26 protein-coding genes are annotated in these 25,463 nt (G+C 71.3%); 21 read left to right on the top strand and 5 right to left on the bottom strand.

Annotated features, from left to right (window positions below; all coding sequences use genetic code 11):
* The first annotated feature begins 61 nt into the window (after positions 1–61).
* On the top strand, positions 62–829 hold the full coding sequence (gene prcA, locus JAP66_RS13980) for a proteasome subunit alpha (RefSeq protein WP_199432153.1): 768 nt from the start codon (positions 62–64) through the stop codon (positions 827–829).
* Between the two features lie 36 nt (positions 830–865).
* Here prcA and JAP66_RS13975 read toward each other — a convergent pair whose 3' ends face one another.
* Positions 866–2,242, bottom strand: a complete 1,377-nt coding sequence (locus JAP66_RS13975) for a bifunctional phosphatase PAP2/diacylglycerol kinase family protein (RefSeq protein ID WP_199432364.1) — start codon at positions 2,240–2,242, stop codon at positions 866–868.
* A gap of 241 nt (positions 2,243–2,483) precedes the next feature.
* Here JAP66_RS13975 and pafA point away from each other — a divergent pair, with 241 nt between their 5' ends.
* Positions 2,484–3,842 carry a Pup--protein ligase gene (gene pafA, locus JAP66_RS13970; protein ID WP_199432152.1) on the top strand — a complete coding sequence of 453 codons (1,359 nt, stop codon included), beginning with the start codon at positions 2,484–2,486 and terminating at the stop codon, positions 3,840–3,842.
* Here pafA and JAP66_RS13965 read toward each other — a convergent pair.
* A complete protein-coding gene (locus JAP66_RS13965) occupies positions 3,829–4,863 on the bottom strand; it encodes a LacI family DNA-binding transcriptional regulator (protein WP_199432151.1) in 1,035 nt (344 codons plus the stop codon). The genes pafA and JAP66_RS13965 overlap by 14 nt on opposite strands.
* 113 nt (positions 4,864–4,976) lie before the next feature.
* On the opposite strand from JAP66_RS13965, the gene JAP66_RS13960 reads away from it, so the two are divergent.
* The gene (locus JAP66_RS13960) at positions 4,977–5,978 is read left to right on the top strand and encodes a Gfo/Idh/MocA family protein (RefSeq protein ID WP_199432150.1); all 1,002 of its coding nucleotides are present in this window, start codon (positions 4,977–4,979) and stop codon (positions 5,976–5,978) included.
* Positions 5,979–6,139: 161 nt separating this feature from the next.
* Here JAP66_RS13960 and JAP66_RS13955 read toward each other — a convergent pair whose 3' ends face one another.
* Entirely contained in the window at positions 6,140–8,305 is a 2,166-nt protein-coding gene (locus tag JAP66_RS13955) for an MMPL family transporter (RefSeq protein ID WP_199432149.1), read from the bottom strand.
* A 94-nt stretch (positions 8,306–8,399) separates the two neighbouring features.
* Here JAP66_RS13955 and JAP66_RS13950 point away from each other — a divergent pair, with 94 nt between their 5' ends.
* From JAP66_RS13950 to JAP66_RS13920, 7 genes are all read left to right on the top strand, one after another.
* Positions 8,400–9,134, top strand: a complete 735-nt coding sequence (locus JAP66_RS13950; protein ID WP_199432148.1) for a TetR/AcrR family transcriptional regulator — start codon at positions 8,400–8,402, stop codon at positions 9,132–9,134.
* A gap of 10 nt (positions 9,135–9,144) precedes the next feature.
* On the top strand, positions 9,145–10,122 hold the full coding sequence (locus JAP66_RS13945) for a helix-turn-helix transcriptional regulator (protein WP_199432147.1): 978 nt from the start codon (positions 9,145–9,147) through the stop codon (positions 10,120–10,122).
* Positions 10,119–11,099: a helix-turn-helix transcriptional regulator gene (locus tag JAP66_RS13940; protein WP_199432146.1), complete on the top strand. Its 981-nt coding sequence runs from the start codon at positions 10,119–10,121 to the stop codon at positions 11,097–11,099. The genes JAP66_RS13945 and JAP66_RS13940 overlap by 4 nt, the downstream gene beginning before the upstream one ends.
* 9 nt (positions 11,100–11,108) lie before the next feature.
* The gene (locus JAP66_RS13935) at positions 11,109–11,354 is read left to right on the top strand and encodes a bacteriophage holin (protein WP_199432145.1); all 246 of its coding nucleotides are present in this window, start codon (positions 11,109–11,111) and stop codon (positions 11,352–11,354) included.
* A gap of 11 nt (positions 11,355–11,365) precedes the next feature.
* The gene (tatA, locus tag JAP66_RS13930; protein WP_199432144.1) at positions 11,366–11,680 is read left to right on the top strand and encodes a Sec-independent protein translocase subunit TatA; all 315 of its coding nucleotides are present in this window, start codon (positions 11,366–11,368) and stop codon (positions 11,678–11,680) included.
* Positions 11,681–11,753: 73 nt separating this feature from the next.
* Positions 11,754–12,725 carry a twin-arginine translocase subunit TatC gene (gene tatC, locus JAP66_RS13925; RefSeq protein WP_199432143.1) on the top strand — a complete coding sequence of 324 codons (972 nt, stop codon included), beginning with the start codon at positions 11,754–11,756 and terminating at the stop codon, positions 12,723–12,725.
* 10 nt (positions 12,726–12,735) lie between these two features.
* On the top strand, positions 12,736–13,617 hold the full coding sequence (locus JAP66_RS13920) for a diacylglycerol/lipid kinase family protein (RefSeq protein ID WP_199432142.1): 882 nt from the start codon (positions 12,736–12,738) through the stop codon (positions 13,615–13,617).
* Between the two features lie 44 nt (positions 13,618–13,661).
* Here JAP66_RS13920 and JAP66_RS13915 read toward each other — a convergent pair whose 3' ends face one another.
* The gene (locus JAP66_RS13915; protein ID WP_199432141.1) at positions 13,662–14,030 is read right to left on the bottom strand and encodes an MmcQ/YjbR family DNA-binding protein; all 369 of its coding nucleotides are present in this window, start codon (positions 14,028–14,030) and stop codon (positions 13,662–13,664) included.
* Between the two features lie 73 nt (positions 14,031–14,103).
* Between JAP66_RS13915 and JAP66_RS13910 the strand changes: the two genes are divergently transcribed.
* The 5 genes from JAP66_RS13910 (at position 14,104) to JAP66_RS13890 (ending at position 19,624) form a co-directional block, all read left to right on the top strand.
* The gene (locus tag JAP66_RS13910) at positions 14,104–16,863 is read left to right on the top strand and encodes a DEAD/DEAH box helicase (protein WP_199432140.1); all 2,760 of its coding nucleotides are present in this window, start codon (positions 14,104–14,106) and stop codon (positions 16,861–16,863) included.
* Positions 16,864–16,962: 99 nt separating this feature from the next.
* A complete protein-coding gene (locus JAP66_RS13905; RefSeq protein ID WP_199432139.1) occupies positions 16,963–17,673 on the top strand; it encodes a DUF4333 domain-containing protein in 711 nt (236 codons plus the stop codon).
* A gap of 41 nt (positions 17,674–17,714) precedes the next feature.
* Positions 17,715–18,911, top strand: a complete 1,197-nt coding sequence (locus tag JAP66_RS13900) for a GNAT family N-acetyltransferase (protein ID WP_199432138.1) — start codon at positions 17,715–17,717, stop codon at positions 18,909–18,911.
* 35 nt (positions 18,912–18,946) lie between these two features.
* Positions 18,947–19,363, top strand: a complete 417-nt coding sequence (locus tag JAP66_RS13895) for a DUF4333 domain-containing protein (protein WP_199432137.1) — start codon at positions 18,947–18,949, stop codon at positions 19,361–19,363.
* 27 nt (positions 19,364–19,390) lie between these two features.
* Positions 19,391–19,624, top strand: coding sequence for a hypothetical protein (locus tag JAP66_RS13890; protein WP_199432136.1), 234 nt, complete (start codon positions 19,391–19,393; stop codon positions 19,622–19,624).
* 9 nt (positions 19,625–19,633) lie between these two features.
* Here JAP66_RS13890 and JAP66_RS13885 read toward each other — a convergent pair whose 3' ends face one another.
* The gene (locus tag JAP66_RS13885) at positions 19,634–20,584 is read right to left on the bottom strand and encodes a 5'-3' exonuclease (protein ID WP_199432135.1); all 951 of its coding nucleotides are present in this window, start codon (positions 20,582–20,584) and stop codon (positions 19,634–19,636) included.
* A 79-nt stretch (positions 20,585–20,663) separates the two neighbouring features.
* Here JAP66_RS13885 and JAP66_RS13880 point away from each other — a divergent pair, with 79 nt between their 5' ends.
* From JAP66_RS13880 to JAP66_RS13855, 6 genes are all read left to right on the top strand, one after another.
* A complete protein-coding gene (locus JAP66_RS13880; protein WP_307849556.1) occupies positions 20,664–21,263 on the top strand; it encodes a LemA family protein in 600 nt (199 codons plus the stop codon).
* Between the two features lie 23 nt (positions 21,264–21,286).
* Positions 21,287–23,179: a M48 family metallopeptidase gene (locus JAP66_RS13875; protein WP_199432133.1), complete on the top strand. Its 1,893-nt coding sequence runs from the start codon at positions 21,287–21,289 to the stop codon at positions 23,177–23,179.
* A 137-nt stretch (positions 23,180–23,316) separates the two neighbouring features.
* On the top strand, positions 23,317–24,456 hold the full coding sequence (locus tag JAP66_RS13870; RefSeq protein ID WP_199432132.1) for a M24 family metallopeptidase: 1,140 nt from the start codon (positions 23,317–23,319) through the stop codon (positions 24,454–24,456).
* Positions 24,453–24,908: an Lrp/AsnC family transcriptional regulator gene (locus tag JAP66_RS13865; RefSeq protein ID WP_199432131.1), complete on the top strand. Its 456-nt coding sequence runs from the start codon at positions 24,453–24,455 to the stop codon at positions 24,906–24,908. The genes JAP66_RS13870 and JAP66_RS13865 overlap by 4 nt, the downstream gene beginning before the upstream one ends.
* 31 nt (positions 24,909–24,939) lie before the next feature.
* Positions 24,940–25,170 (top strand): hypothetical protein, encoded by a 231-nt coding sequence (locus tag JAP66_RS13860; RefSeq protein WP_199432130.1) that lies wholly within the window; start codon positions 24,940–24,942, stop codon positions 25,168–25,170.
* Entirely contained in the window at positions 25,157–25,453 is a 297-nt protein-coding gene (locus tag JAP66_RS13855) for a hypothetical protein (RefSeq protein WP_199432129.1), read from the top strand. The genes JAP66_RS13860 and JAP66_RS13855 overlap by 14 nt, the downstream gene beginning before the upstream one ends.
* Positions 25,454–25,463 lie beyond the last annotated feature (10 nt).

The following is a 25,463-nucleotide window of genomic DNA, read 5'->3' as shown; positions in this document are numbered from 1 at the left end:
GGCGCCGCCCCGACCATCCGACAGAGCACACCATCCCGACCAGCAGAGCGGAGCCAACGCAGTGACGATGCCGCTGTACGCCTCACCTGAGCAGTTGATGCGCGAGCGTTCCGAGCTCGCCCGCAAGGGCATCGCGCGAGGACGGAGCGTCGTCGTGCTGAAGTACCGGGGCGGACTGCTCTTCGTGGCGGAGAACGCCAACCCGACGCTGCACAAGGTGTCCGAGATCTACGACCGGATCGGGTTCGCCGCGGTGGGCCGCTACAGCGAGTTCGAAAGCCTGCGCCGCGGCGGCATCCGGCATGTGGACCTGCAGGGTTACCAGTACGACCGGCGGGATGTGCGGGCGCTGGCGCTGGCCAACGTTTACGCGCAGACGCTGAGCACGATCTTCACCGAGCAGCTCAAACCGTTCGAGGTGGAGATCTGCGTGGCGGAGGTCGGTGCCGAGGCGGCGGAGGACCAGCTGTACCGGCTCACCTACGACGGCTCGATCGTCGACGAGTCGCGGTTCGTCGTTATGGGCGGCCAGACCGAAACGATCAGCGACAAGCTCAAGGACGAGTTCGAGGACGGGATGGAGCTCGGTGCGGCGCTGGGCGTGGCCGCGGCGGCGCTGCGCTCACCGGCGGCCGGCTCGTCGGGCGGTGGCAACGGCGAGGGTGAACAGCTGGGCAAGCTGGAGGTGGCGGTGCTCGACCGGCAGCGGCCGGGCCGCAAGTTCCGCCGCATCACCGGCGCGGCACTGGACGCGTTGCTGCCGAGCGCGCCCGCCGCGGAGCCCGAGGGTGACGGCGAGCAGCCGCCGGAGGACAAGCCCGCCGAGTGAGTCCGGCGCGCGGTTCATCACGGGTACGGCGGAGGTTCAGAGCCGGTAGATCGTGAGCGCCCTGGTCCTGGCGCGGAAGCGGAACGTGCGGCCGAGTGGGCCGACCTCCCCGTCGGTGGCCACGCGGCGGTTGCCGTCGAGCAGTTCGACGTCGAGGGCGGGCAGGTCGTACTGGCGGTAGACGTGGCTCGCGGCGAGGGTGTTCGTGACCGCGGCCAGCACGAAACGGGCGCGTGAGTAGGCGACGTCGGCCCGGAGGTAGCGCACGTCGAGCAGACCGGTGTCGAGCGCGGGGCGATGGGAGGGCGCGAAGCCCTTCGGTGCGTACGTGCCGTTGCCCACGAACAGCATCCAGACGAGGGCTTGTTTGCCGTTGAGCCGGACGGGGAGCGGCTGAGCCCGGCGGAGCGTGCGGATCATCGCGATCGCCGCCGAGGGCCATTTGGGATGCCGCTGCTGGATCCTCTCGCGCAGCCGGACCATCTCCGGGTAGCCGCCGAGACTGGCCGTGTTGACGAACCACAGCCGCGTCGTCTCGCCCGTGCCGTCGATCTCGACCTCGCCGAGGTCGATGCCGACGGCCGCGCCCGCCTCGGTCGCGGCGTCGGCGTCGGGCATCGACCGGCCCCCGACGTCGCGGGCGAAGTGGTTGAGCGTTCCGGCCGGGATGAGCGCGAGCGGGAGCCGGTGGTCCGCGGCGACGGACGCGACCGCGGCCACCGTGCCGTCGCCGCCCGCGACGGCGAGTGCGCGTACCCGCTCGCGGCGGCGGATCTCGGCGGTGAGCTGCGCACGGATGTCGGTGCTGAGCTCGGGGTAGATGAGCGCCGCCTTCGGCCAGGCGAAGCGCACTTCCTCCGTGGGGTCGAAGTCCGCGTGGCCGGATCCGGGATTGACCACGGCGAGCATGTCCTCGCCGTCGTGCATCACCGGCGCCTCGGCGCGATGCATGGTGTTTCCGGGCATGCCGGAGCGCAGTGGCCACCAGTGCCGGGTGCCCAGCGCCGCGGCGACGCCGATGAGCGCTCCCGCGCCGACGTCGCTGGGCCAGTGCACGCCGGTGTGCACGCGCGAGTAGGCCACGGCGGCGGCGAGCGGCAGCAGTGCCCGGCCCGCGCGCGGCGACTCCATGGTGACGGCGGTGACGAACGCGGCGGCGGACGCCGCGTGCCCGGACGGGAACGACGACGACGTGGGAGGGCGGACGAGCCTGCGATGCTCGGGGACCTCCTCCGCGGCCGGCCGCCGGCGGGGAAACAGGGGTTTGCCGAGCAGGTTCGCGCCCGCACTGGCGCCGGCGATGGCGGCGACGCCGCGTAGCGCGCCGCGCCGGGCAGGACCTTTCCGGCCGGCCAGCACCGCGGCGACGGCCCACCAGAGGCGGCCCTTGTTCGCGGATCTGGTCAGCGCCATGAGCAACCGGTCGGCCGGGGTCCTGGGGAGCGCGGCGCTGCGGGCCACGAGCGCGCGGTCGGTGGAGCCGACCTGGCGCAGACGTACCTTGACGTGGCGAATCACGGGTGTCCTGACTTCATGCTGTTAGCCTCTTGCGGAGCCGCCGGTGACCCGGCAGTGCTGGTGTCCAACGTACCGAGACCGTCTCGACGGGCGGTCGGTCCGCCGTACTGCGGCCAAAAGCGCCTACCCTTGAAGGATGCAGCGGCGGATCTTTGGGATCGAAACCGAGTTCGGAGTCACCTGCACCTTTCACGGGCAGCGCAGGTTGTCTCCCGACGAAGTGGCGCGGTACCTCTTTCGGCGAGTGGTGTCGTGGGGACGGTCCTCGAACGTGTTCCTGTCCAACGGCTCCCGGCTCTACCTCGACGTTGGCTCGCATCCGGAGTACGCGACCGCCGAGTGCGACGACCTGACTCAGCTGGTCACGCATGACAAGGCGGGGGAGCGGATCCTGGAGGACCTGCTCGTCGACGCGGAACGGCGGCTCGCGGACGAGGGTATCGGGGGCGACATCTTCCTGTTCAAGAACAACACCGACTCGGCGGGCAACTCGTACGGCTGTCACGAGAACTACCTGGTGACGCGTGCCGGTGAGTTCTCGAGGATCGCCGATGTGCTGCTGCCTTTCCTGGTCACGCGCCAGCTGGTCTGCGGGGCGGGCAAGGTGCTGCAGACCCCGCGGGGCGCCGTGTACTGCCTGTCGCAGCGCGCTGAGCACATCTGGGAGGGTGTGTCGAGCGCCACGACGCGGTCGCGGCCGATCATCAACACGCGGGACGAGCCGCACGCCGATGCCGAGCGGTACCGGCGGCTGCACGTGATCGTGGGCGACTCGAACATGGCGGAGCCGACGACGCTGCTCAAGGTCGGCGCCGCGAACCTGGTGCTGGAGATGATCGAGCAGGGCGTGCAGTTCCGCGACTTCACGCTGGACAACCCGATCCGGGCCATCCGGGAGATCAGTCACGACCTCACCGGGCGGCGGCAGGTCAGGCTGGCCGGCGGCCGCGAGGCTTCCGCGCTGGAGATCCAGCGGGAGTACCACGCGAAGGCGGTCGAGCACGTGGCGGCGAACGACTCGGGGCCGACCGCGCAGCGCGTGGTCGAGCTGTGGGGCCGCGCGCTCGAGGCCGTCGAGAAGCAGGACTTCTCGAAGATCGACACGGAGATCGACTGGGCGATCAAGCACCGGCTGGTCGAGCGGTACCGCAGCAAGAACGATCTCGACCTTTCCGACCCCAGGGTGGCGCAGCTGGACCTGGCCTACCACGACATCCGGCGGGGCCGGGGCGTGTTCGACCTGCTGCAGCGCAAGGGGCTCGTGCGGCGGGTCACCGACGACGGCGAGATCGAGCTCGCGAAGGACACCCCGCCGCAGACGACGCGGGCGAAGCTGCGCGGCGACTTCATCGCGGCGGCACAGCAGGCCGGGCGCGACTTCACGGTGGACTGGGTGCATCTGAAGCTGAACGACCAGGCGCAGCGGACCGTGCTGTGCAAGGACCCGTTCCGGTCGGTCGACGAGCGGGTGGAACGGCTGATCAGCTCGTTGTGAGCCGGGTCGGCGGGGCCGTGGAGGAGCGGATTCGCAGCTCCGGTGGCAGCAGGTGCTCACCGGCGCCGTCCGCGCGTCCGGCGATCCGGTCGAGCAGTGCTTTGGCGGCGTTCCGGCCGACCTCGTGGCTCGCGTTGTCCACGGTCGTCAGTGACAGGTGCCGGATGCGGGCGAGGTAGGTGTTGTCGTAGCCGACGAGCGAGAGTTCGCCGGGCACGGCGATGCCGAGTTCTTCGGCGGCGGAGAGCGCGCCGACGCAGGCCATGTCGTTGACCGCGAAGAGCGCGGTCGGCCTGCGGGGGCCGGTGAGCAGGCGCACGGCGGCGCGGTAGCCGCCTTCCTCGGTGAGGTCGCACCGCTCCACGCGGATGTGCTCGCCGAGGCCGTGTGCGCGCATCGTCTGCTCGTAGCTTTCGCGGCGCAGGCGGGCGACGGCGCCGAAGGAGCCCGCGAGGTGGGCGATGTGCCGGTGGCCGAGGTCGGCGAGGTGGCGGACGGCGAGGGCGGCGCCGTGCCGGTCGTCGTTGGCGAAGACCGGCACGCCCGGCAGGTCGAAGTCCCTGCTGCTGGCGACCACGGTGGGCAGCGTGGCCGCGGCCTCGGCGATGACGGCGGACTCGGGCATGGTGCCCACGAGGACCATGCCGTCGACGGGCAGTTCGAGGAAGCCCTGGGTCAGCGCCTCGTCGGTGCGGCGGTCGAGCCTGCCGTCGCCGAGGAACATCCGCAGGTCGTGAGCGTGGAAGACCGAGTTGAGCCCTTCCAGGCACTCGACGAACCAGGGGTTGCGCAGGTCGTTGAGCAGCACGCCGACGGTGTGGCTGCGCCGTTCGGTGAGGTGGCGCGCGGTGGCGTTCGGGCGGTAGCCGAGTTCGCGGACGGCGTCGAGCACGGCGCGGCGCCTGGCCTCGCTGACCCGCGGTGAGCCGCGCAGCACGAGAGAGACGAGGGACTTGGACACACCGGCGTGCTCGGCCACGCTGCGGATGGTCGGCGGCCTGCCGCCGCGTGCTGCGGGCACCGTGCTCCTCTCGCTGGACCGGTCCATCTCAGCACACAGCTGCTATTGACACCATCTCACAGCACGTTCAGGGTGTGAATACGGATTGGACCGGTCCAAAGACGGGAGCCGCCATGCGGATGGGACTGATCGGCGCCGGGCGAATCGGCACTTTTCACGCCGCGACCCTCGGCGGTCTCGCCGGGGTGGACTCGGTGGTGGTCGCCGACGCGGAACCGGCCAGGGCGCGGCGGCTCGCTGGGCAGGCCGGGATCGAGGCCACCGACAGCGTGGACGGGCTGTTCGCCTCAGGGGTGGCCGGTGTGGTGATCGCGGCGGCGACCAGCGCGCACGCGGAGCTCGTTCACCGGGCGCTGGACGCGCGGGTCGCGGTGTTCTGCGAGAAGCCGGTCGCCCCGGACGTCGCCGGGACCCTGGAGGTCATCGCGCACGCCGACGCGAGTGCCGTGCCGGTGCAGGTGGGCTTCCAGCGCCGCTTCGATGCCGGGTACCAGGCCGCGAGGGCGGCGTTGCGGGACGGCTCGCTGGGCTGGGTCCACACCCTGCGCGCGGTGACCGCCGACGCGTTTCCGCCGCCCGCGGCGTACATCCCGACCTCCGGTGGCCTGTTCCGGGACTGCGGCATCCACGACTTCGACATCCTGCGCTGGCTCACCGGCAGGGAGGTGAGCGAGGTGCACGCCCTTGGCGCCAACCGCGGGGCCGCGTTCTTCGCTGACTCCGGCGACGTCGACACGTGCGCGGCCGTGCTGCGGTTCGACGATGACATGCTCGCCACCGTGACCGCCACCCGCTACAACGGCGCGGGTCACGACGTGCGGCTGGAGGTGTGCGGCTCGGCCGGCGCCCGGATCGTCGGGCTGGACGACCGGGCGCCGTTGCCGTCGGCGGAGCGGCGGCTCTCCTGGCGCCGGGCCGAGCCCTACGGCACCTATCTCGAACGTTTCCGGGAGGCGTATGTGGCGGAGCTCGCCCGGTTCGCCGAGGTGGCGGCGGGCCTCGCGGAGAGCCCGTGCACTCCCCGCGAGGCCCTTGAGGCGCTCTACGTCGCCGAGGCGTGTGAGCTGTCCCGCCGGCGCGGCACTCCGGTGCCGCTGGCCGAGGTGCGACGGTGAGAGGCTGCCTTCGAACCTGCTGGAACGGACCAGGCGCACTGTTTCCGCAGGTCAACGGTCGTGAGTGAGGAGCCGCGTTCTAACTCGCGTGCGCACTCACGAGAGGTGACCAGGCACAACGCCGCGCCCGCCTGAAATCAAGGACAGGCGGTGAGGCAAGGTCAGACTCCCACGGTCTCGCGTGGCTCCGGTGCCGGTGCTTCGTGGACACCCACCCGGTCGTGCAGCCTGCGCAGCGGTCCGGGCGACCACCAGGCGCGGGAGCCCAGCACCCGCATGCCTGCGGGCACGAGCAGGCCGCGGATGATCGTGGCGTCGATCAGGATCGCGAGGCCGGTGCCCAGTCCGAACATCTGGATGAAGCTGACTCCGCTGGTGCCGAAGGCGAAGAAGCTGACGGCCAGCAGTACCGCAGCCATGGACACGATGCGGCCCGTCCGGGACAGGCCGTCGACGACCGCCTGCCGTGGGTCGAGGCCGAGGTCGTGTGCCTCCTTGATCCGGCTCAGCACGAAGACCTCGTAGTCCATCGCCAGTCCGAACGCGATGCAGAACAGCAGCACCAGCATGCTCGTGTCGAGTGGCAGGGGCGTGAAGCCGAGGACCGAGGACAGCGCGCCTTCCTGGAAGATCAGCACCATCACGCCCATCGCGGCGGAAAGGCCGAGCACGTTGAACACGAGCGCGCGCAGGGGTTGCAGCACGCTGCCGGTGAACAGGAACAGCAGCACGAACGTCGTGAGCGCGATGAGTCCGAGGGCGAGGGGGAGCCGGTCGGCGATGGCGCCCTTGCTGTCGAGCAGCACGGCGGCGGCGCCGCCGACGAGCGCCGCTGAGCCGGGCGGGGCGGCGACCGCGCGCACCTGCTCCACCACCTGCTGGGCGGACTCGGAACGTGACTCCCCGGCGGTGACGACGGAGAACAGCCGTCCCGGTACGGGCTCGGCGACCCGTGTGACACCTGGCACGGCGGCGAGCCGGTCGGCGTAGGCCGTGGCGGCGCCGCCGTCGGCGGGTGTGGTCAGCACGACCTGGATGGCCCTGCTGTCGTCGCCGGGGAACTGCTCGCGCAGTGTGTCGCCGACGATCCGGCTCGACGCCGAAGCCGGCAGCACGCGGTCGTCCGGGGTGCCGAACTCGACCCGCAGCAGTGGTGACGCGGCGAGGACGAGCAGGACGAGCGCCGGTGCGGCGACGAGCATCGGCCGGCGGCCCGCCGTCGCCGCGACGCGCCGCCAGAACCCGGAGACGACGCTCGGCTCGCGGCGCAGCCAGGGCAGCCGGGCGGCGTTGACGCGTGGCCCGAGGACCGCGAGCAGCGCGGGCAGCACGAGGATCGCGCCGAGCATCGCGATGACGATGACGCCGATGCCGGCGTAGGCGAACGAGCGCAGGAAGTACTGCGGGAACAGCAGCAGCACGGAGAGAGCGACGGCGACCGTGGCGGCGCTGAACGTGATCGTGCGGCCCGCGGTGCTCACGGTGCGCACGACGGCGTCCCTGGTCGGCAAGCCTGCTGCGAGTTCCTCGCGGAACCGGCTGACCATCAACAGCGCGTAGTCGATCGCCAGGCCGAGCCCGAGGCCGGTGGTCAGGTTGATGGCGAACACCGAGACGTCGGTGAGCGAGCCGAGCACCGAGAGCTGGGCGAAGGTCCCGAGGATCGCGATGCCGCCGACGACGAGCGGCAGGACCGCGGCGACGAGGCTGCCGAACACGACGACGAGCAGCAGCAGGATCAGCGGTACGGCGATCGCCTCGGCCACGACGAGGTCGGAGGCGACCTGCCCGCCGATGTCCTGCCCGACGGCCTCCCCGCCACCGAGCTCGACGGTGATCGGACCGTCGGTGCCGCGGTAGCGCTCGGCGAGTGCGTCGACGGTGTCGCCCGAATCCTGCGCGTCCTGCCCGCCGGCGAGTTGCGCGGTGATGAGGCCGTGCCGACCGTCGGCGGAGCGCAGTGGCGGTGCTCCGGCCGGCCAGTAGGAGGTGATGTCGGTCAGTGCGGGGTCGGCGCTGAGCCGTTCGGTGAGTCGTGTCCCGGCGGCCTGCACGGCCGGGTCGTCGATGTCGTCGGTGGCCTCGTCGGTGGCACTGCCGCCGCCGTTGGCGGTGACGAGGAAGAGCAGGTCGGCCTGGCCGCCGAACTCCGAGTCGATGAGTGCGGCGGCCTCGCTGGACTCGGCGCCGGGGTCGGTGAAGCCCTCCGACTGCAGCTTGCCGAAGGCGGTGAAGCCCAGTGCGGCTGCGCCCACCAGGAGGAGCAGCGTGACGGCGAGAACCGCGCGTGCGTGGTCGGCGGCGAAGCGACCGATACGAGCGAACATGGGGTGCTCCGGGGAGAGAGGAGGAGATGTTGACAGGTGGAAACTTGGCGACTGTTAACTTGCACCAAATGTGCACGCCTGTCAACATTGAGCTGTGAGTCCCTCAGCGGCTGTTCGAAGCGGCTACCACCACGGCGACCTCCGCAACGCGCTGATCGAGGCCGCGGCGGAGCTGGCGCAGTCCGGAGGCCCGCGCGCCGTGACGATCAGGGCCGCCGCCAGGGTGGTCGGCGTGACGCCCACCGCGGCCTACCGGCACTTCGCCGGGCACGAGGAGCTGCTGGCTGCCGCGAAGGATGAGGCGATGGCCCGGTTGACCGCGGCGATGGACGAGGAGCTGCGGCTGCGGACGGGCATCGAGGACCGGGTCGAGCGCGCACTCGGCAACCTCGCCGCGCTCGGGCGCGGCTACCTCAACTTCGCGCTCGCGCAGCCGGGCCTGTTCCACACGGCCTTCTCCCGCGCGGGCACGGTGCTCCCGCCACGGGATGCCCAGCGCGCCGATGGTCCGTTCGGCAAGCTGGTCGACGCGCTCGACGAGCTCGTCGCGTGCGGGTACCTGCCCGACGAGCGCAGGCCGCTGGCCGAGTTCACCGCGTGGTCCATGACACACGGCATGGCGATGCTGTTCGTCGACGGCCCGATGCGAGAGGCGGGGGAGGACATCCGGGACGAGGCCCTGCTCCGGTCGATGCTGCTGTTCGCGGAGGGGCTGGGTGGAGGTGCGCTGTCCGAGCAGCGGCGAGCCGTCGTGGCCCGGGCCGCCCGCGGACCCGCCCACGACGCGCGATCGGCGGATGTCCCGTTGGGCGGAGGCGACGCGAGCTAGGCTTGTCAAGGTGTCCACCGCCCGCGCTGAGCGCCTGGTCAACCTGGTGCTCGCCCTGCTCTCCACGCGGCAGTACCTCACTGCCGAGCGGATTCGCGGAATCGTGCCCGGATACGCCGACGCGACCAGTGACGAGGCGTTCTCCCGGATGTTCGAACGGGACAAGACCGAGCTGCGCGAGCTGGGAATTCCGCTGGAGACCGGGCGCAACTCGGTGTTCGACCCGGTCGAGGGCTACCGCATCGCCCGGCGGGACTACGAGCTCGGCGAGATCGACCTCGCCCCCGACGAGGCCGCCGCCGTCGCGCTGGCGGTGCGGCTCTGGGACTCCCCGGACCTGACCGGCCAGGCGCAGGGCGCGCTGGTGAAGCTGCGCGCGGCCGGAGTCGAGGTCGACGAGAACGCGCCGACCATCGTGGAACCGCGCGTGCACACCGAACCCGCCTTCGCGCCGTTGCTCGCGGCCGTGCAGGACGGCCAGGTGGTCCGGTTCGACTACCGGCGCTCCGACTCGCCCGAGCGGCGCGCGCGCACGCTCGAACCGTGGGGAGTCGTGTCCTGGCGGGCCCGCTGGTACGTCGTCGGTCACGACCGCGATCGGGACGCGCCCCGGTGCTTCCGGCTGTCCAGGATCACGGGCGAGGTGCGCCGGGTCGGCAAACCGGGTGCCGTGCGGCGGCCGCGGGATGTCAACCTGCTCGACTTCGTCGCCGGCACGTCGGAGCGCGACTCGTCGCCGGTCGCCAGGGCACGCCTGTGGATCGCCGACGGCAGGGCGGCCGGCGTCCGCCGCCGTGCGCAGCCGGTCGGCAGGATGACCGTAGGTGACGACCCTGGCGACGTGATGGAGCTGGACCTGTACTTCCCGGAGAGCGCGGCCGACTGGATCGCCGGCCACGGCGAGGACGTGCTGGTGCTGGAGCCGGACGTGCTCGCGAAGTCGGTGCGGGACCGGCTGGAGCGCGTGGTGCACGGGGAGGACGGGTGAGCGGGTCGACCGAACGCATGCCCCGCCTGCTGGCCCTGGTTCCCTACTTGCTCGCCCGGCCGGGCATCCGGATCGAGGAGGCAGCCCGGGACTTCGACGTCAGCGCCCGGCAGCTCCGCAAGGACCTGGAACTGCTCTGGATGTGCGGGCTGCCCGGGTACGGGCCCGGCGACCTGATCGACCTCTCGTTCGACGGCGACACCGTGTCGGTGACCTACGACGCGGGAATGCGGCGTCCGCTGCGGCTCACCGGTGGGGAGGCGACCGCGCTGCTCATCGCGCTGCGGGCGCTCGCCGAGACTCCCGGCGTGCTCGACACCGATGCGGTGCATCGCGCCATCGCGAAGATCGAGGCCGCGGCAGGCGCTGCGCAGCCCTCAGGCGTCGTCGTGGGGATGGGCGTGCGGGAGGCCGCGACCACCGCGCGCACCCGCGAGACGGTGCGCGCGGCACTACAGGTGGGGCGCGCACTGCGGATCCGCTACTACAGCGCCTCGCGGGACCGGATCACCGACCGCACCGTGGATCCCATGCGGCTGCTCATTGTCCAGGCGATCGGCTACCTGGAGGCGTGGTGCCGGCTGGCGGGGGACGTGCGGCTGTTCCGGCTCGACCGCTTCGACGACATCGTCGTGCTCGACGAGCCGTCCGCGCCGCCTGCCCACGCCGAGCCCACCGACCTCAGCGGCGGCGTGTTCTCCCCGGAGCCCGACCATCCGGAGGCCGAGATCGTGCTCGATCCCGACGCGCGCTGGGTCGCCGAGTACTACCCGTGCGAGGAGCTCGCCGAGCTGGACGGCGGGCGGCTGCGTGTGCTGATGCGCTACGGCGACCAGTCGTGGATGGTGCGGCTGGTGCTCGGCCTCGGTGGCAGGGCGCGCGTCGAGCGGCCCGCCGAGCTCGCGGAGGCCGTCCGACAGCGGGCCGCCGCCGCGCTGGCGCGAGCGCGTCACCTGCCGGTTACCTCGGGCCAGTAGGCTGTCCGCGTGTACTACGTGCTGAGCGTCGCGCTCGCCGCGCTTGGGATATTCGTGCTCGGTGCCGTGTTGTTGCATACGGTGCGCCTCTTGCGCCGGTACAACCGCACGGTGAGCATGGTTACGGCGGAGAGCCGCGACCGGGTCGGCCTGCTGCGCGCACGGTCGGCGGCGGTCCGGGTCGCGGTGGCGCGGCGACGCGACCACGCCCGCGCGGACGGCGAGCTACACAGTACGATCGACGTGAACGAGTAAGGAGGCCACCGATGGGCGCACTGCAGCCGTGGCACTTGATCATCCTGGTTCTTGTCGTGGTCCTGCTTTTCGGTGCCAAGCGGCTTCCCGATGCCGCCAGGTCGATCGGCAAGTCCATGAAGATCTTCAAGGCCGAAACGAAGGACATGCGCGGTTCCGGGGAGTCGGACCAGCAGAGCGAGGAAGCCGAGACGCGGCAGCTGCCGCAGTCGTCCGAGCCGGACAAGGACCAGCAGGTCGCGGAATTGCAGCGGCAGCTCGATGAGCTGAAGAAGCAGCAGCAGGCGACCGCCCCGGCCGACCAGGCGCAGAAGAACGCGGGCTGACCCACCTCGAAGTCACCACGGGCGGCCGACCGGCGCCCGTGGTGAGTGGCCTTGACTAGAACGGACACTCTCCGTGGCGGACTCCTCTGACCAGCGCGAACGGCGCGGGAGTAAGCGTCGTCAGCGGCGCCGCCGGTACAACCCCGACGGCACGATGACGCTCATCGAGCACATCTACGAGTTCCGCCGTCGCCTGGGCTACGCCCTGCTGGCGCTCATCGCCGGCGGGATCATCGGGTTCATCTGGTTCGGCAACCGGGTCGGCCCGATCCCGTCCCTCGGCGAGCTCATCACAGGTCCGTACTGCGCCGTTCCGGAGGAGCGGCGGCTCACGTCCGGTGATGGCTGCCAGCTTCTGCAGACCGTGCCGTTCGAGGCCTTCATGATCCAGCTGAAGGTCGGCCTGGCCGCCGGAGCGGTGCTCTTCGCCCCGCTGTGGCTCTACCAGATCTGGGCGTTCATCGCGCCGGGGCTGTACTCGAAGGAACGCAAGTACGCGATGACCTTCGTCAGCTTCGCGAGTGTGCTGTTCGCCCTCGGCGCCGTGCTGGCCTACCTCATGGTCCCGCACGCGCTCGAGATCCTGATGAACTTCGGCGGCGACTCGTTTGTCACCGCCCTGACGGGAGACAAGTACGTCTCGTTCGTGCTGTCCCTGCTGCTGATCTTCGGGGTGAGCTTCGAGCTGCCGCTGCTCATCGTGATGCTGAACCGGGTGGGTGTCGTCCGGTACCAGCAGCTGAAGAAGTGGCGGCGCGGCATCATCTTCGCGCTGTTCGTCTTCGCCGCGTTCGTCACGCCCGCGGACCCGTTCTCGATGATCGCCCTGGCCGGTGCGCTGACGCTGCTCTTCGAGTTCGCGATCCAGCTGACGCGCCTGCACGACCGCAAGCTGGACCGGCAACGGGCCGACGAGGGCTGGGACCAGCTCTCCGACGACGAGGCCGCTCCCTTCGAGTACACGCCGACCTCGGTCGACGACGAGCCGCCACCCGCCAGGCCCAGCGCGTCGAGCAGTTCGACGAGTACCGACGACGTCACGTAGCACGGCCAGGATGGGACTGCACGCGGCACTCGCCGTCCATCCCGGCTCGGGCGGCGGTGCCGCGGCCAGGATCGCGGGCACCGTCGCGGCCCGGCTGCGCGAGCAGGTCGACCGGCTTGACCTGCTCGCCGCCGACTCGGTGGAGCAGTCACACGCGTTGATGTCCCGCTCGCGCTCGGCCGGGCTGGACGCCCTCGTGGTTCTCGGCGGTGACGGCGCCGCGCATCAGGCCGTCCAGTTCTGCGCGGGCACCGGCGTCGCGCTCGGAGTGGTCCCGTCCGGGACGGGCAACGACCTCGCCAGGGCGCTCGGGATGCCGCCCGATCCGCTGGCGGCGGCCGACACCGTGGTGGCCGCCCTGCGCTCGGGTCTGCGGCGCCGGATCGACCTCGGCAAGGTGGGCGGCACGTGGTTCGGCACCGTGCTGTGCGCCGGTTTCGACGCCGCCGTCAGCGAGCGCGCCAACCGGATGCGCCATCCCACCGGGCCTCGGCGCTACGACCTCGCGATCCTCGCCGAGCTCGCCGCGTTCCGGGCCCGCCCGCTGGTGCTGCGCACCGAGTCCGAGCACGTCGAGCTCGACGCGACCCTGGTGGCCGTCGGCAACACCGCCTACTACGGGGGAGGGGTGCCGATCTGCCCGGACGCGCGGCCCGACGACGGCCTGCTCGACGTGACGGTGGTGGGCCGTGCCACGCGGCGCGAACTCGTCCGCATGCTGCCCAGCCTGCGTGCCGGCCTGCACCGCGACCACCCGGCCGTGCGCACGCTGCGGGCGCGGGAGCTGACCCTGTCCGGCAGTGACTGGCCCTCCTACGCCGACGGCGAGCCGATCGGGCGGCTGCCGCTGTCGGTGCGCTGCGTGCCCGAGGCCCTCACAATCCTCGGCTGACCGTCACCGCTCGTGAGTGTTCACCCGAGTTAGAACTCGGCTCCTCACTCACGAGGCCTGAACAGCGAGAACCGCTCCCGCTGCGCCTTGGGCAGCCCGGCGACCACGAGATCGTAGGAGTCCTCGATCATGTCGCGCACCAGCTCGTCCGGTACCGAGCCGTCGAGCACGACCGTGTTCCAGTGCCGCTTGTTCAGGTGATAGCCTGCGGTGATCGCCGGATAGGCTCCGCGCAGCTGCACCGCCAGCTCCGGGTCGCATTTCAGGCTCACCCGCAGCGGCTCGGCGCCGAGCGGGCTCAGCGCGAACATCTTCCCTGCCACCTTGAAGACGCTGTTCGCCTCGTCGAACGGGAACTCCTCGCGGGCGCCCGCGAGCGCCAGGCATGCGGACCTGACCTCCTGCGGTGTCATCGCCCCAGGATAGAGCTCGTGAGTGCGTACCCGCCGCATGCGGACCGTGGGCGGCGTATGGAACCCTGATGTCGTGGCCTCATCGCTCTCTCGACCACCGGCAGAGGCCTACGCGGCCGCACAGCGGCGCGGTAGGTACCCGCAGCTGTCCCGTTTCGAGGGGGAGGTGTCCTTCGAGTTCGACGACTTCCAGCTGCGCGGCTGCGAGGCACTGGAGGACGGGCACGGTGTGCTGGTGTGCGCCCCGACCGGCGCGGGCAAGACCGTCGTCGGCGAGTTCGCGGTGCACCTGGCGCTCGCCGAGGGCCGCAAGTGTTTCTACACCACCCCGATCAAGGCCCTGTCGAACCAGAAGTTCCACGACCTGACCGCCCGCTACGGCGCGGACGCGGTCGGGCTGCTCACCGGTGACACGTCGATCAACGGCAACGCGCAGATCGTCGTCATGACCACCGAGGTCCTGCGCAACATGCTCTACGCGGGCTCCTCGACGATCAACGACCTCGCCTACGTGGTGATGGACGAGATCCACTACCTCGCCGACCGCTTCCGCGGCGCGGTGTGGGAAGAGGTGATCCTGCACCTGCCCGAGTACGTCCGCGTGGTCGGACTGTCCGCGACGGTCAGCAACGCCGAGGAGTTCGGCGAGTGGCTGATCGCCGTGCGCGGTGACACGACCGTGGTCGTCGACGAGCACCGGCCCGTCCCGCTCTGGCAGCACATGTTCGTCAACAACCGGTTGCTCGACCTGTTCGCCGGGGAGCACGAGCACGAGGCCAAGATCAACCCGACGTTGCTGCGCCGGGTCGAGGAGGTGGGCCGCATGCACGCCCCGGCGGGGCTGCGCGGCCCGCGCGGACGGCGCGGCGAGCCGCCCCGTAAGCCGCGGTTCCGTCCGCCCTCGCGCGTCGACGTCGTCGAGCGGCTGGACTCCGCCGGGCTGCTGCCCGCGATCGTGTTCATCTTCTCCCGCGCGGGCTGCGACGCCGCCGTCGGCCAGTGCGTGCGCTCCGGGCTGCGGCTCAACGGTCCCGAGGAGATCGCCGAGGTCCGCCGGATCGTCCACGAGCACACCGCGGACCTGCCCGAGAGCGACCTCGGCGTGCTCGGCTACTGGGAGTGGCGGGAAGGACTGGAGCAGGGCATCGCGGCCCACCACGCCGGCCTCCTGCCCGCGTTCAAGGAGACCGTCGAGGAGCTGTTCGTCCGCGGCCTGGTCAAGGTCGTCTTCGCCACCGAGACCCTCGCGCTCGGCATCAACATGCCCGCCCGCACCGTCGTGCTGGAACGGCTGGTGAAGTACAACGGCGAGGCCCACGTCGACCTCACGCCGGGGGAGTACACGCAGCTCACCGGCCGTGCCGGGCGACGAGGCATCGACGTCGAGGGGCACGCCGTCGTGGTCTGGCAGCCGGGGGTGGATCCCAAGCAGGTCGCCGGGCTGGCCTCGACCCGTACCTACCCGCTGCGCTCGTCGTTCCGGCCCGGCTACAACATGGCCGTCAACCTCGTCGCGCAAGTCGGCGCCCAGGAGGCCCGGGAGCTGCTCGAGCAGTCGTTCGCGCAGTTCCAGGCCGACCGCTCCGTGGTCGGCCTGGCTCGCCGCATCGAGCGCAACAAGGAGGCGCTTGAGGGCTACGCCGAGGCGGTGACCGGCGACTTCGACGAGATGCTCTCCTACGTCGAGCTGCGCAAGAAGATCTCGGAGCGGGAGAAGGTGCTCGCCAAGCAGAACTCGGCCGCGCGGCGGGCGGAGACCGCCGAGTCGCTGGAGGAGCTGCGCAAGGGCGACGTGATCTCCGTGCCTGCCGGGCGCCGCGCGGGCCTGGCAGTGGTGGTCGATCCCGGCCTCGACCCGGTGCGCGAACCCCGGCCGGTCGTGGTCACCGAGGACCGCTGGTCCGGACCGCTGTCGGTGTCCGACTTCCCGTCCCCGGTCGAGCGCCTCGGCCGCGTCAAGCTGCCCAAGCACGTGGAGCTGCGTTCCCCGAAGACCCGCAGGGACATCGCCTCGTCGTTGCGGAACACCGGAATCGCCAGGCCCAAGCGGGAGCGGCGACGTTCCGGAGCGAACGAGGACGGTGAGCTCGCCGCGCTGCGCCGGGCACAGCGCGCGCATCCGGCTCACGGGCTCGCCGAACGGGAGGCCAACCTGCGGTGGGTCGAACGCCACCAGCGGCTTTCCGCCGAGACCGCGCAGCTCGAACGCAAGGTCGCCGCCACGACGCACTCGCTCGCGCGCTCGTTCGACCGCATCCACGCCCTGCTCGCCGAGCGCGGTTACCTCGGCACCGGCGCCGAGGCCGCTGACCGGATCACCGAGCACGGACAGAGGCTGGCCAGGCTCTACAGCGAGTCGGACCTGTTGGCCGCGGAGTGCATCCGGCACAACGTCTGGCACGGGCTCACCCCGCCCGAGCTCGCCGCCGTGGTGTCGACGCTGGTGTACGAGACACGCAGGGACTCGGCGGCGGAGCCACGGCTGCCCTCGGGTGGCGTACCCGGAGCGTGGCAGGAGACCGTACGGCTCTGGACCGACCTCGCCGACGACGAGCGGCGGCACCGGCTGGAGCGCACGAGGGAGCCCGACGCCGGGTTCGCCTGGCCGGTGTATCGCTGGGCGCGCGGCGAGTCGCTGGAGAAGGTGCTCACCACCGCTGAGGCGAACGGCCAGGAGCTTTCGGCGGGCGACTTCGTGCGCTGGTCCAGGCAGGTGATCGACCTGCTCGACCAGATCAGGGACGTACTCGGCAAGGACAATCCGGTGGGCGGCACCGCGGCGAAGGCCGTGCGGGCGCTGCGCAGGGGTGTGGTCGCGGTCGGCGAGACCTGATCGGCACCCGACCTTTATGTGTATTGCACGGGTCGCTGTGGTTGGATCGCGCACGACGCTGTGCAGTGAACGCGAACGTGGAGTGGCGGAGGCGAGACGATGAGCACGCCGTACGGAGGCAACGATCCCCAACAGTGGGGGCAGCAGCCGCCTTCGGGTCCCCCGTCCGGTGGCTTCCCGAACCAGGGTGGGTACGGGCAACAGCCTCAGTACGGCCAGCAACCGGGATACGGGCAGCAGCCGGGCTATGGTCAGCAACCGGGATACGGGCAGCAGCCCGGCTACGGTCAGCAGCAGCCCTACGGCCAGCCTCCCGGCTACGACCAGCCGCAGTACGGGCAGCAGGGACCGTACGGGCAACCGCAGCCTGGCTACGGTCAGCACCCCGGCTACCCGCCGCCGGGGCAGCCCCCGCAAGGGCAGTACGACTACGGGCAGCAGGGCGGCCTGCCCGGCCCGCCGCCGGGACAGCAACCCCAGCAGAAGTCCGGCAAGGGCCTCTGGATCGGCCTCGGCTCGGCCGTTGTGGTCATCGTGATCGCCGCGGTGGTGCTGTTCCTGTGGCCAGGGCTGCTGGTGACCAAGGTCTTCGACAACGAGCAGATGCAGAGTGACGTCCAGGGACTGCTGACCAACAGCTACGGCGTGGAGAACGTGGAGAGCGTCACCTGCCCCACCGACCAGGAGGTCACCGAGGGCAACACGTTCCAGTGCGACGTCACCGTCGGCGGGGAGCAGCAGGCGGTCACCATCACGGTCAAGAACTCGGACGGGCACTACGAGGTCAGCCAGCCGCAGCCGAAGCAGTAACCCGGTGGCGTGCGGGCGATGGCCACGCGAGTATCGGCACCATGAGTGACCACACGATCCGGGTGCTGCGTGACGATGCCGAACTTCGCGAAGCCCACACGCTGTTTCGCGCGGCCCTGCACGTGCCGCCGGGAGGCGACGAGGACTGGGCCCGCGCGAGCCGTGGATACCAGCCTGGGCGCACGTTCGGCGTGTTCGACGACCGGCTCATCGGTACCGCACAGTCGATCGACGCCGAACTGACCGTGCCCGGCGGCGCGGCGGTGCCGCTCGCGGCGGTGACCAGGGTCGGCGTACGTGCCGACCGCACGCGCCGCGGCGTGCTCACCGATCTGATGCGCGCCCAGTTCGCGGACTTCGCCGAGCGTGGGGTGGTCGCGGCGAACCTGCACGCCAGCGAGGGCGCCATCTACGGACGGTTCGGCTACGGCGTGGCCACCATCGCCCGCCGCTACGCCGTCGACCGGCGCCTCGCGCGGCTGCGGCCGGAGGTCCCGGCGGGCGGGGAGGTGGAGCTGCTCGATCTCGATACCGCGCTCGAGCGGCTGCCCGCGATCTACGCGAGCCTGAACCGGCGCGCGGGCATGATGACGCGGCCCCGGTTCTGGTGGTACGACGCCGAGCCCAGCCTGCGCCAGGGCGACGAACCGCTCGTCACCGCCGTGCACCACGGTCCGCGAGGTGCCGACGGATTCGTGCTCTACCGCGTCGCGAGGACGAGCGCGACGCCGGGCATGCTGCGCGTGATCGATTTCCACGCAGGCAACGCGGACGCGTTCGCGGGCCTGTGGCGCTTCCTGCTCGGTGTCGACCTCGTCCAGGAGATCGAGGGCATGGCACGCCCCGTGGACGAGCCGGTGGAGCTGCTGTTCACCGATCCGCGCGCCTGCCGGGTGACCGGTGCCGGAGACGAGACCTGGCTGCGGCTGGTCGACGTGCCTGCCGCGCTGGCCACCCGCGAACGGGCCGGTGACGCGCTCGTGGTCGAGGTGCTCGACCCGGTCCTGGAACGGAACTCCGGCCGATACCTGGTGAGCCCGGACGAGGTCACCCGCACCGATGAGCCGGCGCAGCTGCGACTCGGGGTGGACGCGCTGGCCATGATCTACCTCGGAGCGTGGCGGCCCTCGGCGCTGGCCGAGGTCGGCCGGGTCAGCACCACCGCTCCGGCGGCCGTGGCCGCCGCCGATAGGCTGTTCGGTGCACGCACCGCGCCGTGGTGCGGTACCTTCTTCTGACTTGTGAAACGATCAACTTCTCGGGGTGTCCGGTCTTGCGGGTACGCGCAGTGCTGTGGGTGGTGTCGTGTGCTGGTCTGCTGCTGATCGGGGCCTGCAACGGCGGCGATCCGGGCACGGAGGGCACGGAGACGTCCACCAGCACCACGGCGAGCTCCCCGGCCACGGTGACCACGACCGACCTGGCGGGAGAGTCGGCGAGCACGACGACCACCGTCCCGGTGACCAAGGTCTTCGACGCCGACAAGATGCAGGACGACGTCCGCGACCTGCTCACCGGCAGCTATGAGGTCGAGGACGTCCAGAGCGTGAGCTGCCCCGCCCACCAGGAGGTCAGGGCGGGAAACACGTTCGACTGCGATGTCACGATCTCCGGCGACTGGCACACTGTCACCATCACGGTCAACAGCGACGACGGACACTACGAGGTGGGCGCACCCGAGCCGAAGTAGCTGTCCGGGCTCCGGGGGTGGTCGGCGATGAACCCCGTGCTCTGGGTTCTGGCCGGGATTGTGGTGTTCGTTCTGCTGCCCGCACTGGCCTTCGATCTCCGCGCCCGCAGGCGGGGACACCGGTTCCGCCGCTCCGGCGCCATCGCCGCGGACGTGCGGGAAACGCGCCGTGACCACCGGGCCGCACGTTTCGGCAGCTGGCTCAACGAGGACCACGGCTGGACCGCCGCGAACCGGCGCAACCGTCCTCCGGGGCGGTGAGGGTGGTTTTCACCGCGGTGCCGGTTCCAGGGCGGCGAGCAGCCGCTTGACCGACCCGCCGAGGTTCCAGCGCCGCTCCAGCTCGGCGACCCGGTCCGGATCGGCGGGTGCGCCGGGCACCCGGTCGTCGCGGGAGAGCACGACCGGGGCGTCGGGGGCCACCCGCACGACCGTGGGCGCCACCGCGAGGTACTCGGCGGCTTCCGCCAGCCGCGCCCTGGTCTTCACCGGCACGTCCGGGCTCTCCGCCCGCGCCGCCTTCAACAGCGCGTCCAGCGAGCCGAACTGGGTGATCAGCTTGGCGGCGGTCTTGTCGCCGATGCCCGCGACGCCGGGCAGCCCGTCGGACGGATCGCCGCGCAGTGCGGCCATGTCGGCATAGGCCGGGCCGGCGCCGTCGACCGGCACCCCGTACCTCGCCGCGATCTCGGCCGGCCCCAGCACTTCCGCCTTGGCCCACCCCTTGCCGACGTAGATCACCGAAACCGGGGCCGGTTCGGTGCGGACCAGCTGGAACAGGTCCCGGTCGCCGGTGATCACCTCGACCGGGTCCGCGGTCTCCCTCGCGACCAGGGTGCCGATCACGTCGTCGGCCTCGAATCCCGCGGCCTCGCCCGTCGCCAGGCCGACCGCCTCCAGCAGTTCCAGGATGATCGGCACCTGCGGGCTCAGCGTGTCGGGCACCTCCTCGACGTCGGGGGCCGCGTCGGCGATCTCGGCCACCCGGTGCGCCTTGTAGCTCGGCAACAGATCCACCCGGAACTGCGGCCGCCAGTCCGCATCCAGGCAGGCGACCAGTCGCGCGGGCCTGCGGTCGGTGAGGATCCGGGCCACCGTGTCGGCGAAGCCGCGCACCGCGTTGACCGGGGTGCCGTCGGGTGCGGTCATCGACTCCGGCAGCGCGTAGAACGAGCGGAAGTACAGGCTCGCGGCGTCGAGCAGGGCGAGGGGAGCAGTCACCCGCACAGGGTGCCACGAAACCGCACGCGGCGTGCCCGTGTCACCTATGCTGACCTCGTCCGCAACGGGAGAGGTGAAAGTGGGAACGATCATCACGATCATCGTGGTCGTCGTGGTGGTGCTCGTGGTCGCCATCGTGGCGATCATCGGCTACAACGGACTGGTCCGCCGCCGCAACGCGTACAAGAACGCGTTCGCGCAGATCGACGTCCAGCTCACCAGGCGGCACGACCTGATCCCGAACCTGGTGGAGACCGCCAAGGGCTACCTCAAGCACGAGCGGGAGACGCTCGAGTCCGTGGTCGCCGCCCGCACCGGTGCCGTCAGCGCGCAGGAGCAGGCCCGGGACAACCCGGGCGACCCGGAGGCCATGCAGAAGCTCTCCGGGGCCGAGAACATGCTCTCCGAGACGCTGGGCAGGCTCTTCGCGCTCTCCGAGTCCTACCCGGATCTCAAGGCGAACCAGAACATGATGCAGCTCTCCGAGGAGCTGACCTCGACCGAGAACCGGGTCGCCTTCGCGCGCCAGCACTTCAACGACTCGGTCATGGCGTACAACAACAAACGCGAGACCTTCCCGACGAACCTGCTCGCCGGCATGTTCGGATTCGACTCCGCCGCGCTGCTCGAGGTCGACACGCCCGAGAAGCGTGAGGTCCCGCCGGTCTCCTTCGGCTAGCGCGGACCCAGGGACCCAGCTCCATGAACTTCTTCGAGCGCCAGCACGAGGTGCGGCGGATGTCGAGCCGGCTCGTGTGGCTCTTCGCGCTCGCGGTGATCGGCATCGTCGCCGTCGTCGACGCCGCGGTGTGGATCGGCTTCGGTCTCGGCAACCGGCCCGTCGAGTCCGCACTCACCGTGCTCGCGATTGTCAGCGGGATCGCGATCGTGCTCATCGGGCTCGCCTCGTGGATCCGGATGCTGCTGCTGCGCCGGGGCGGCGGAGGCAAGGTCGCGCGCAGCGTCGGTGGCGTCTACGTCCCCGAGGACACCACCGACCCCGAGCTGCGAAGGCTGCGCAACGTGGTCGAGGAGGTGGCGATCGCCTCCGGCATGCCGGTGCCAGAGCTCTACCTGCTGCCGAACGAACCCGGTATCAATGCCTTCGCGGCGGGCTGGACACCCGGCGACGCGGCGGTGGCCGTGACCCGCGGCACGCTCGAACGGCTCAACCGGGACGAGTTGCAGGGCGTCATCGCGCACGAGTTCAGCCATGTCATCAACGGCGACATGCGGCTGAACATCCGGCTGATGGGTGTGCTGTTCGGCATCCTCGGCCTGGCCGTGGTCGGCCGGATCATGCTGGCGGGCGGCGGTCGCGGTGGCAGCCGCCGGAACAACGCCGGCCCGTTGCTGCTCGTCGCGCTCGCGGCGCTGATCGCCGGCTACATCGGCGTGTTCGCGGGACGGCTCATCAAGGCCGCCGTGTCCCGCCAGCGCGAGTACCTCGCCGACGCCTCCGCGGTGCAGTTCACCCGGCAGACCGAGGGCATCGCGGGCGCGTTGATGAAGATCGGCGGGCTGCGGGAGGGCTCGAAGCTGCGCAGCGGCAAGGCCGAGGACGTCAGCCACATGCTTTTCGGCGAGGGGATGAACTTCTCGTCCATGTTCGCCACCCACCCGCCGCTGGCCAAGCGCATCCAGGTGCTCGACCCGACGTTCGATCCGGCCGAGCTGGACCGGCTCTCCCGGCAGTGGGCGGCCGAACCGCCGTCCGGCCGGCAGGAGGACGCCGCACTGGGGCTCGCGCCCCCGGCGGCCCAGCCCCCGCCCGAGCGGCTGCGGGCGCGGCCCGGCGCCGTGGCCGCACAGGTCGGCGACCCTTCGGCGAGCTCCTACCAGCTCGCCGAAGGGCTCCTGCGTAGCATTCCCGAGCCGATCCGCGCCCGCGCCCGGCGAGGTGACACGGTGGTGCCGCTGGTGTTCGGCCTGCTGCTGTCGGGCCATCCCGAGGTACGAAGCCGGCAGCGCCGGCTCCTCGCCGAGCGGCACGGGAACGCCCTCGCCGACGCCGTCGCCAGGGAGGCCGGCGAGCTCGACGGGCTCGACCCCGCGCTGCGGCTGCCGCTGGCGGAGCTCGCGTCCTCCACGCTGCGGCAGCGCCCGCACGACGAGCTGACCGGCCTGCTGGGCACCATCACGGCCCTGATCCGGGCCGACGGGCGGCTCAGCGTCTTCGAGTACTGCCTTTCGACGCTGCTGCACCGGGAGCTGCACGAGTCGATGCACCACGCGGCGCCGTGGGGCGAGCGGCGGACCACGCTCGCCCGCAGCGGGCCCGCCGTCGCCACCCTCTTCGCCGTCCTCGCCAGGGCCGGGCATCACGACGCCGCGAGCGCGGCGGCGGCCTACCAGGCGGGTCTCGACCACGTGCTGCCCCGCTCGGGCATCCCGTTCCAGCCACCGGCGCAGGGACCGGCCGCACTCGACGCCTGCTGGCCCGCACTCGACGGGCTCGACGGCCCCGCGAAGGAGCGTGTCGTGGAGGGCATGGTGCAGGTGATCGGCCACGACCAGGTGATGACGGTGGCCGAAAGCGAGCTGCTGCGTACCGTCTGCGCCGTACTCCACTGCCCGCTCCCGCCGCTGGCGTGACCCGGCGTGTCCGCGCGCCATGCACACGCGTCCGCGCGCCGTGTCCGGATATCCGCGTTCCGTGCCCGGTTCCGCGGCGAGACGCGCCGAGTTCCGGCCGGATCACCTCACTCGCCGACACCCTCTAGGCTCGGGGCATGTCGCGTCGCTCCTCGCATGTCCCTGATGCCGCCACCCTGCGTGCCCGCCTCGACCGGGTCCGCAGAGCGGCGGCCAACGCCGGTACCGACGCACTGCTCGTGGCGCCAGGGGCGGACCTGCGGTACCTCATCGGCCAGGCGGGCGGCTCCTTCGAGCGGCTCAGCACGCTCGTCGTGCCCGCCGGGGATACGGCGCCCGCCCTGGTCGTGCCCAGGCTCGAGGCGCCCGGCTACGCGGACGTGCCCACCGACGAGCTCGGGCTCGACCTGATCACCTGGGTCGATGGTGACGACCCCTACCGGCTGGTCGCCGACCGGCTCGGCACGCCCGGCCGGGTGGCGGTCAGCGACACGATGGTCGCGCTGCACGTGCTGGCGCTGCGCGCGGCGCTCGGCGAAGCGGAGCAGGTCCTGGCCGGACCGGTGCTGCGCGAGCTGCGGATGCGCAAGGACGCCGCCGAGATCGCCGCGCTGCGCAAGGCCGGAGAGGCCATCGACCGGGTGCACGCGCGGATGGGCGACTGGCTCCGGCCCGGCCGCACCGAGGCGGAGGTCGGCGCCGACATCGCGGCCGCGATCGTCGAAGAGGGGCACACGGAGGCAGCATTCGTGATCGTGGGTTCCGCCGCGAACGGCGCCAGCCCGCACCACGACCTCTCCGACCGCGTCATCGAGCGGGGTGACGTCGTCGTGGTGGACATCGGCGGCCCCATCGCCGAGGGCTACAACTCGGACTGCACGCGCACCTACGCCGTCGGGGAGCCGCGGGACCCCGACGTGGCCGGGACCTACGACGTGCTGCTGCGGGCGCAAGGTGCCGCGGTGGCCGCCGTCCGCCCCGGGGTGAGCGCCGCGCACATCGACGCCGCGGCCCGCGAGATCATCGCCGACGCCGGCTTCGGCGACTACTTCATCCACCGCACCGGCCACGGCATCGGCCTCGATGTGCACGAGGAACCCTACGTCGTGGGCGGCAACGACCTGCCGCTCGAACCGGGCATGGCGTTCAGCGTCGAGCCGGGGATCTACCAGCCCGGCCGCTGGGGTGCGCGGATCGAGGACATCGTCGTGGTAACCATGGACGGTGTGGAACCGCTCAACAACCGGCCGCACGAGCTCGCCGTGCTGGAATCATGAGCAACGGCGTGCTCGAACCGCTGGATCAGGCGATCGTGCGCGAACTGGCCGCGGACGGCAGGCGCAGCTTCACCGACCTCGCGGAGCGAGTGGGGCTTTCGGTCTCCGCCGTGCACCAGCGGGTCCGCAGGCTGGAGCAGCGCGGCGTCATCCGGGGCTACACGGCTCGCCTGGACGGAGAGCAGATCGGCCTGCCGCTGACGGCGCTGATCTCGCTCACGCCGAACGACCCAGCCGCCCCGGACGACTATCCGCAGCGGCTGGAACACATCAGCGAGATCGAGTCCTGCTACTCCGTCGCCGGGGACGAGTCCTACATCCTGCTCGTCCGGGTGGGCTCGCCGCTCGGGTTGGAGGACCTGCTGCGCCGGATCAGGGAGGTCGCCAAGGTCTCGACCCGCACGACCGTGGTCCTGTCGACGCCGTTCGAGGGCCGGTCGCCGACGCTGTGACAGATACCCGGCAAAAGGTACGATAAAAGGTATGGCAACTCGTAAGGTCACCCTGTCGCTGGACGCGGGCGCACTCGAGTTCGCGGAGCGAGCCGCCAAGGCCCACGGCGTGTCGGTGTCGTCGTGGTTGTCCAAGGCCGCCCGCCGGGAGGCCGTGCGGACCGGCTACCGCGCGCCGGGTGGCCCGTCCGCCGAGGCGGCCGCCCGTGCCGACGAGCAGGAGGTCGCCGCCGCACTGGAGGAGTTGCGTGCGCAGGGGTGAGGTCTGGACCTACCACCCGCCCACGCATCCCGACCGGGCCCGTTCGGTACTGCTGTCCTCCGACGGCGTCAACGAGTCGGAGCGGCCGTGGCTGCTCGGCGCCGAACTCCTGGACTCCGACCCTGGCGACATCCTCGGGGTCGCCGTCGACGGCCGCTACTGGGTCTCGACGCTGAACCTCACCCGGCTGTACCGGCCGTGGCTGGACGAGCGGGTCGCCGAGATCGACGCCGACGTGCAGGAGCAGATCGACAGCGCCCTGCGCGCCGCACTCGACCTCTGACCGGCGAGCA

This window comes from Qaidamihabitans albus, from assembly GCF_016464705.1.
Classification (GTDB): Bacteria; Actinomycetota; Actinomycetes; order Mycobacteriales; family Pseudonocardiaceae; genus Qaidamihabitans; species Qaidamihabitans albus.
Note: the sequence above shows the minus strand (reverse complement) of the source record. Positions and strands in the feature narration are given on the sequence as shown.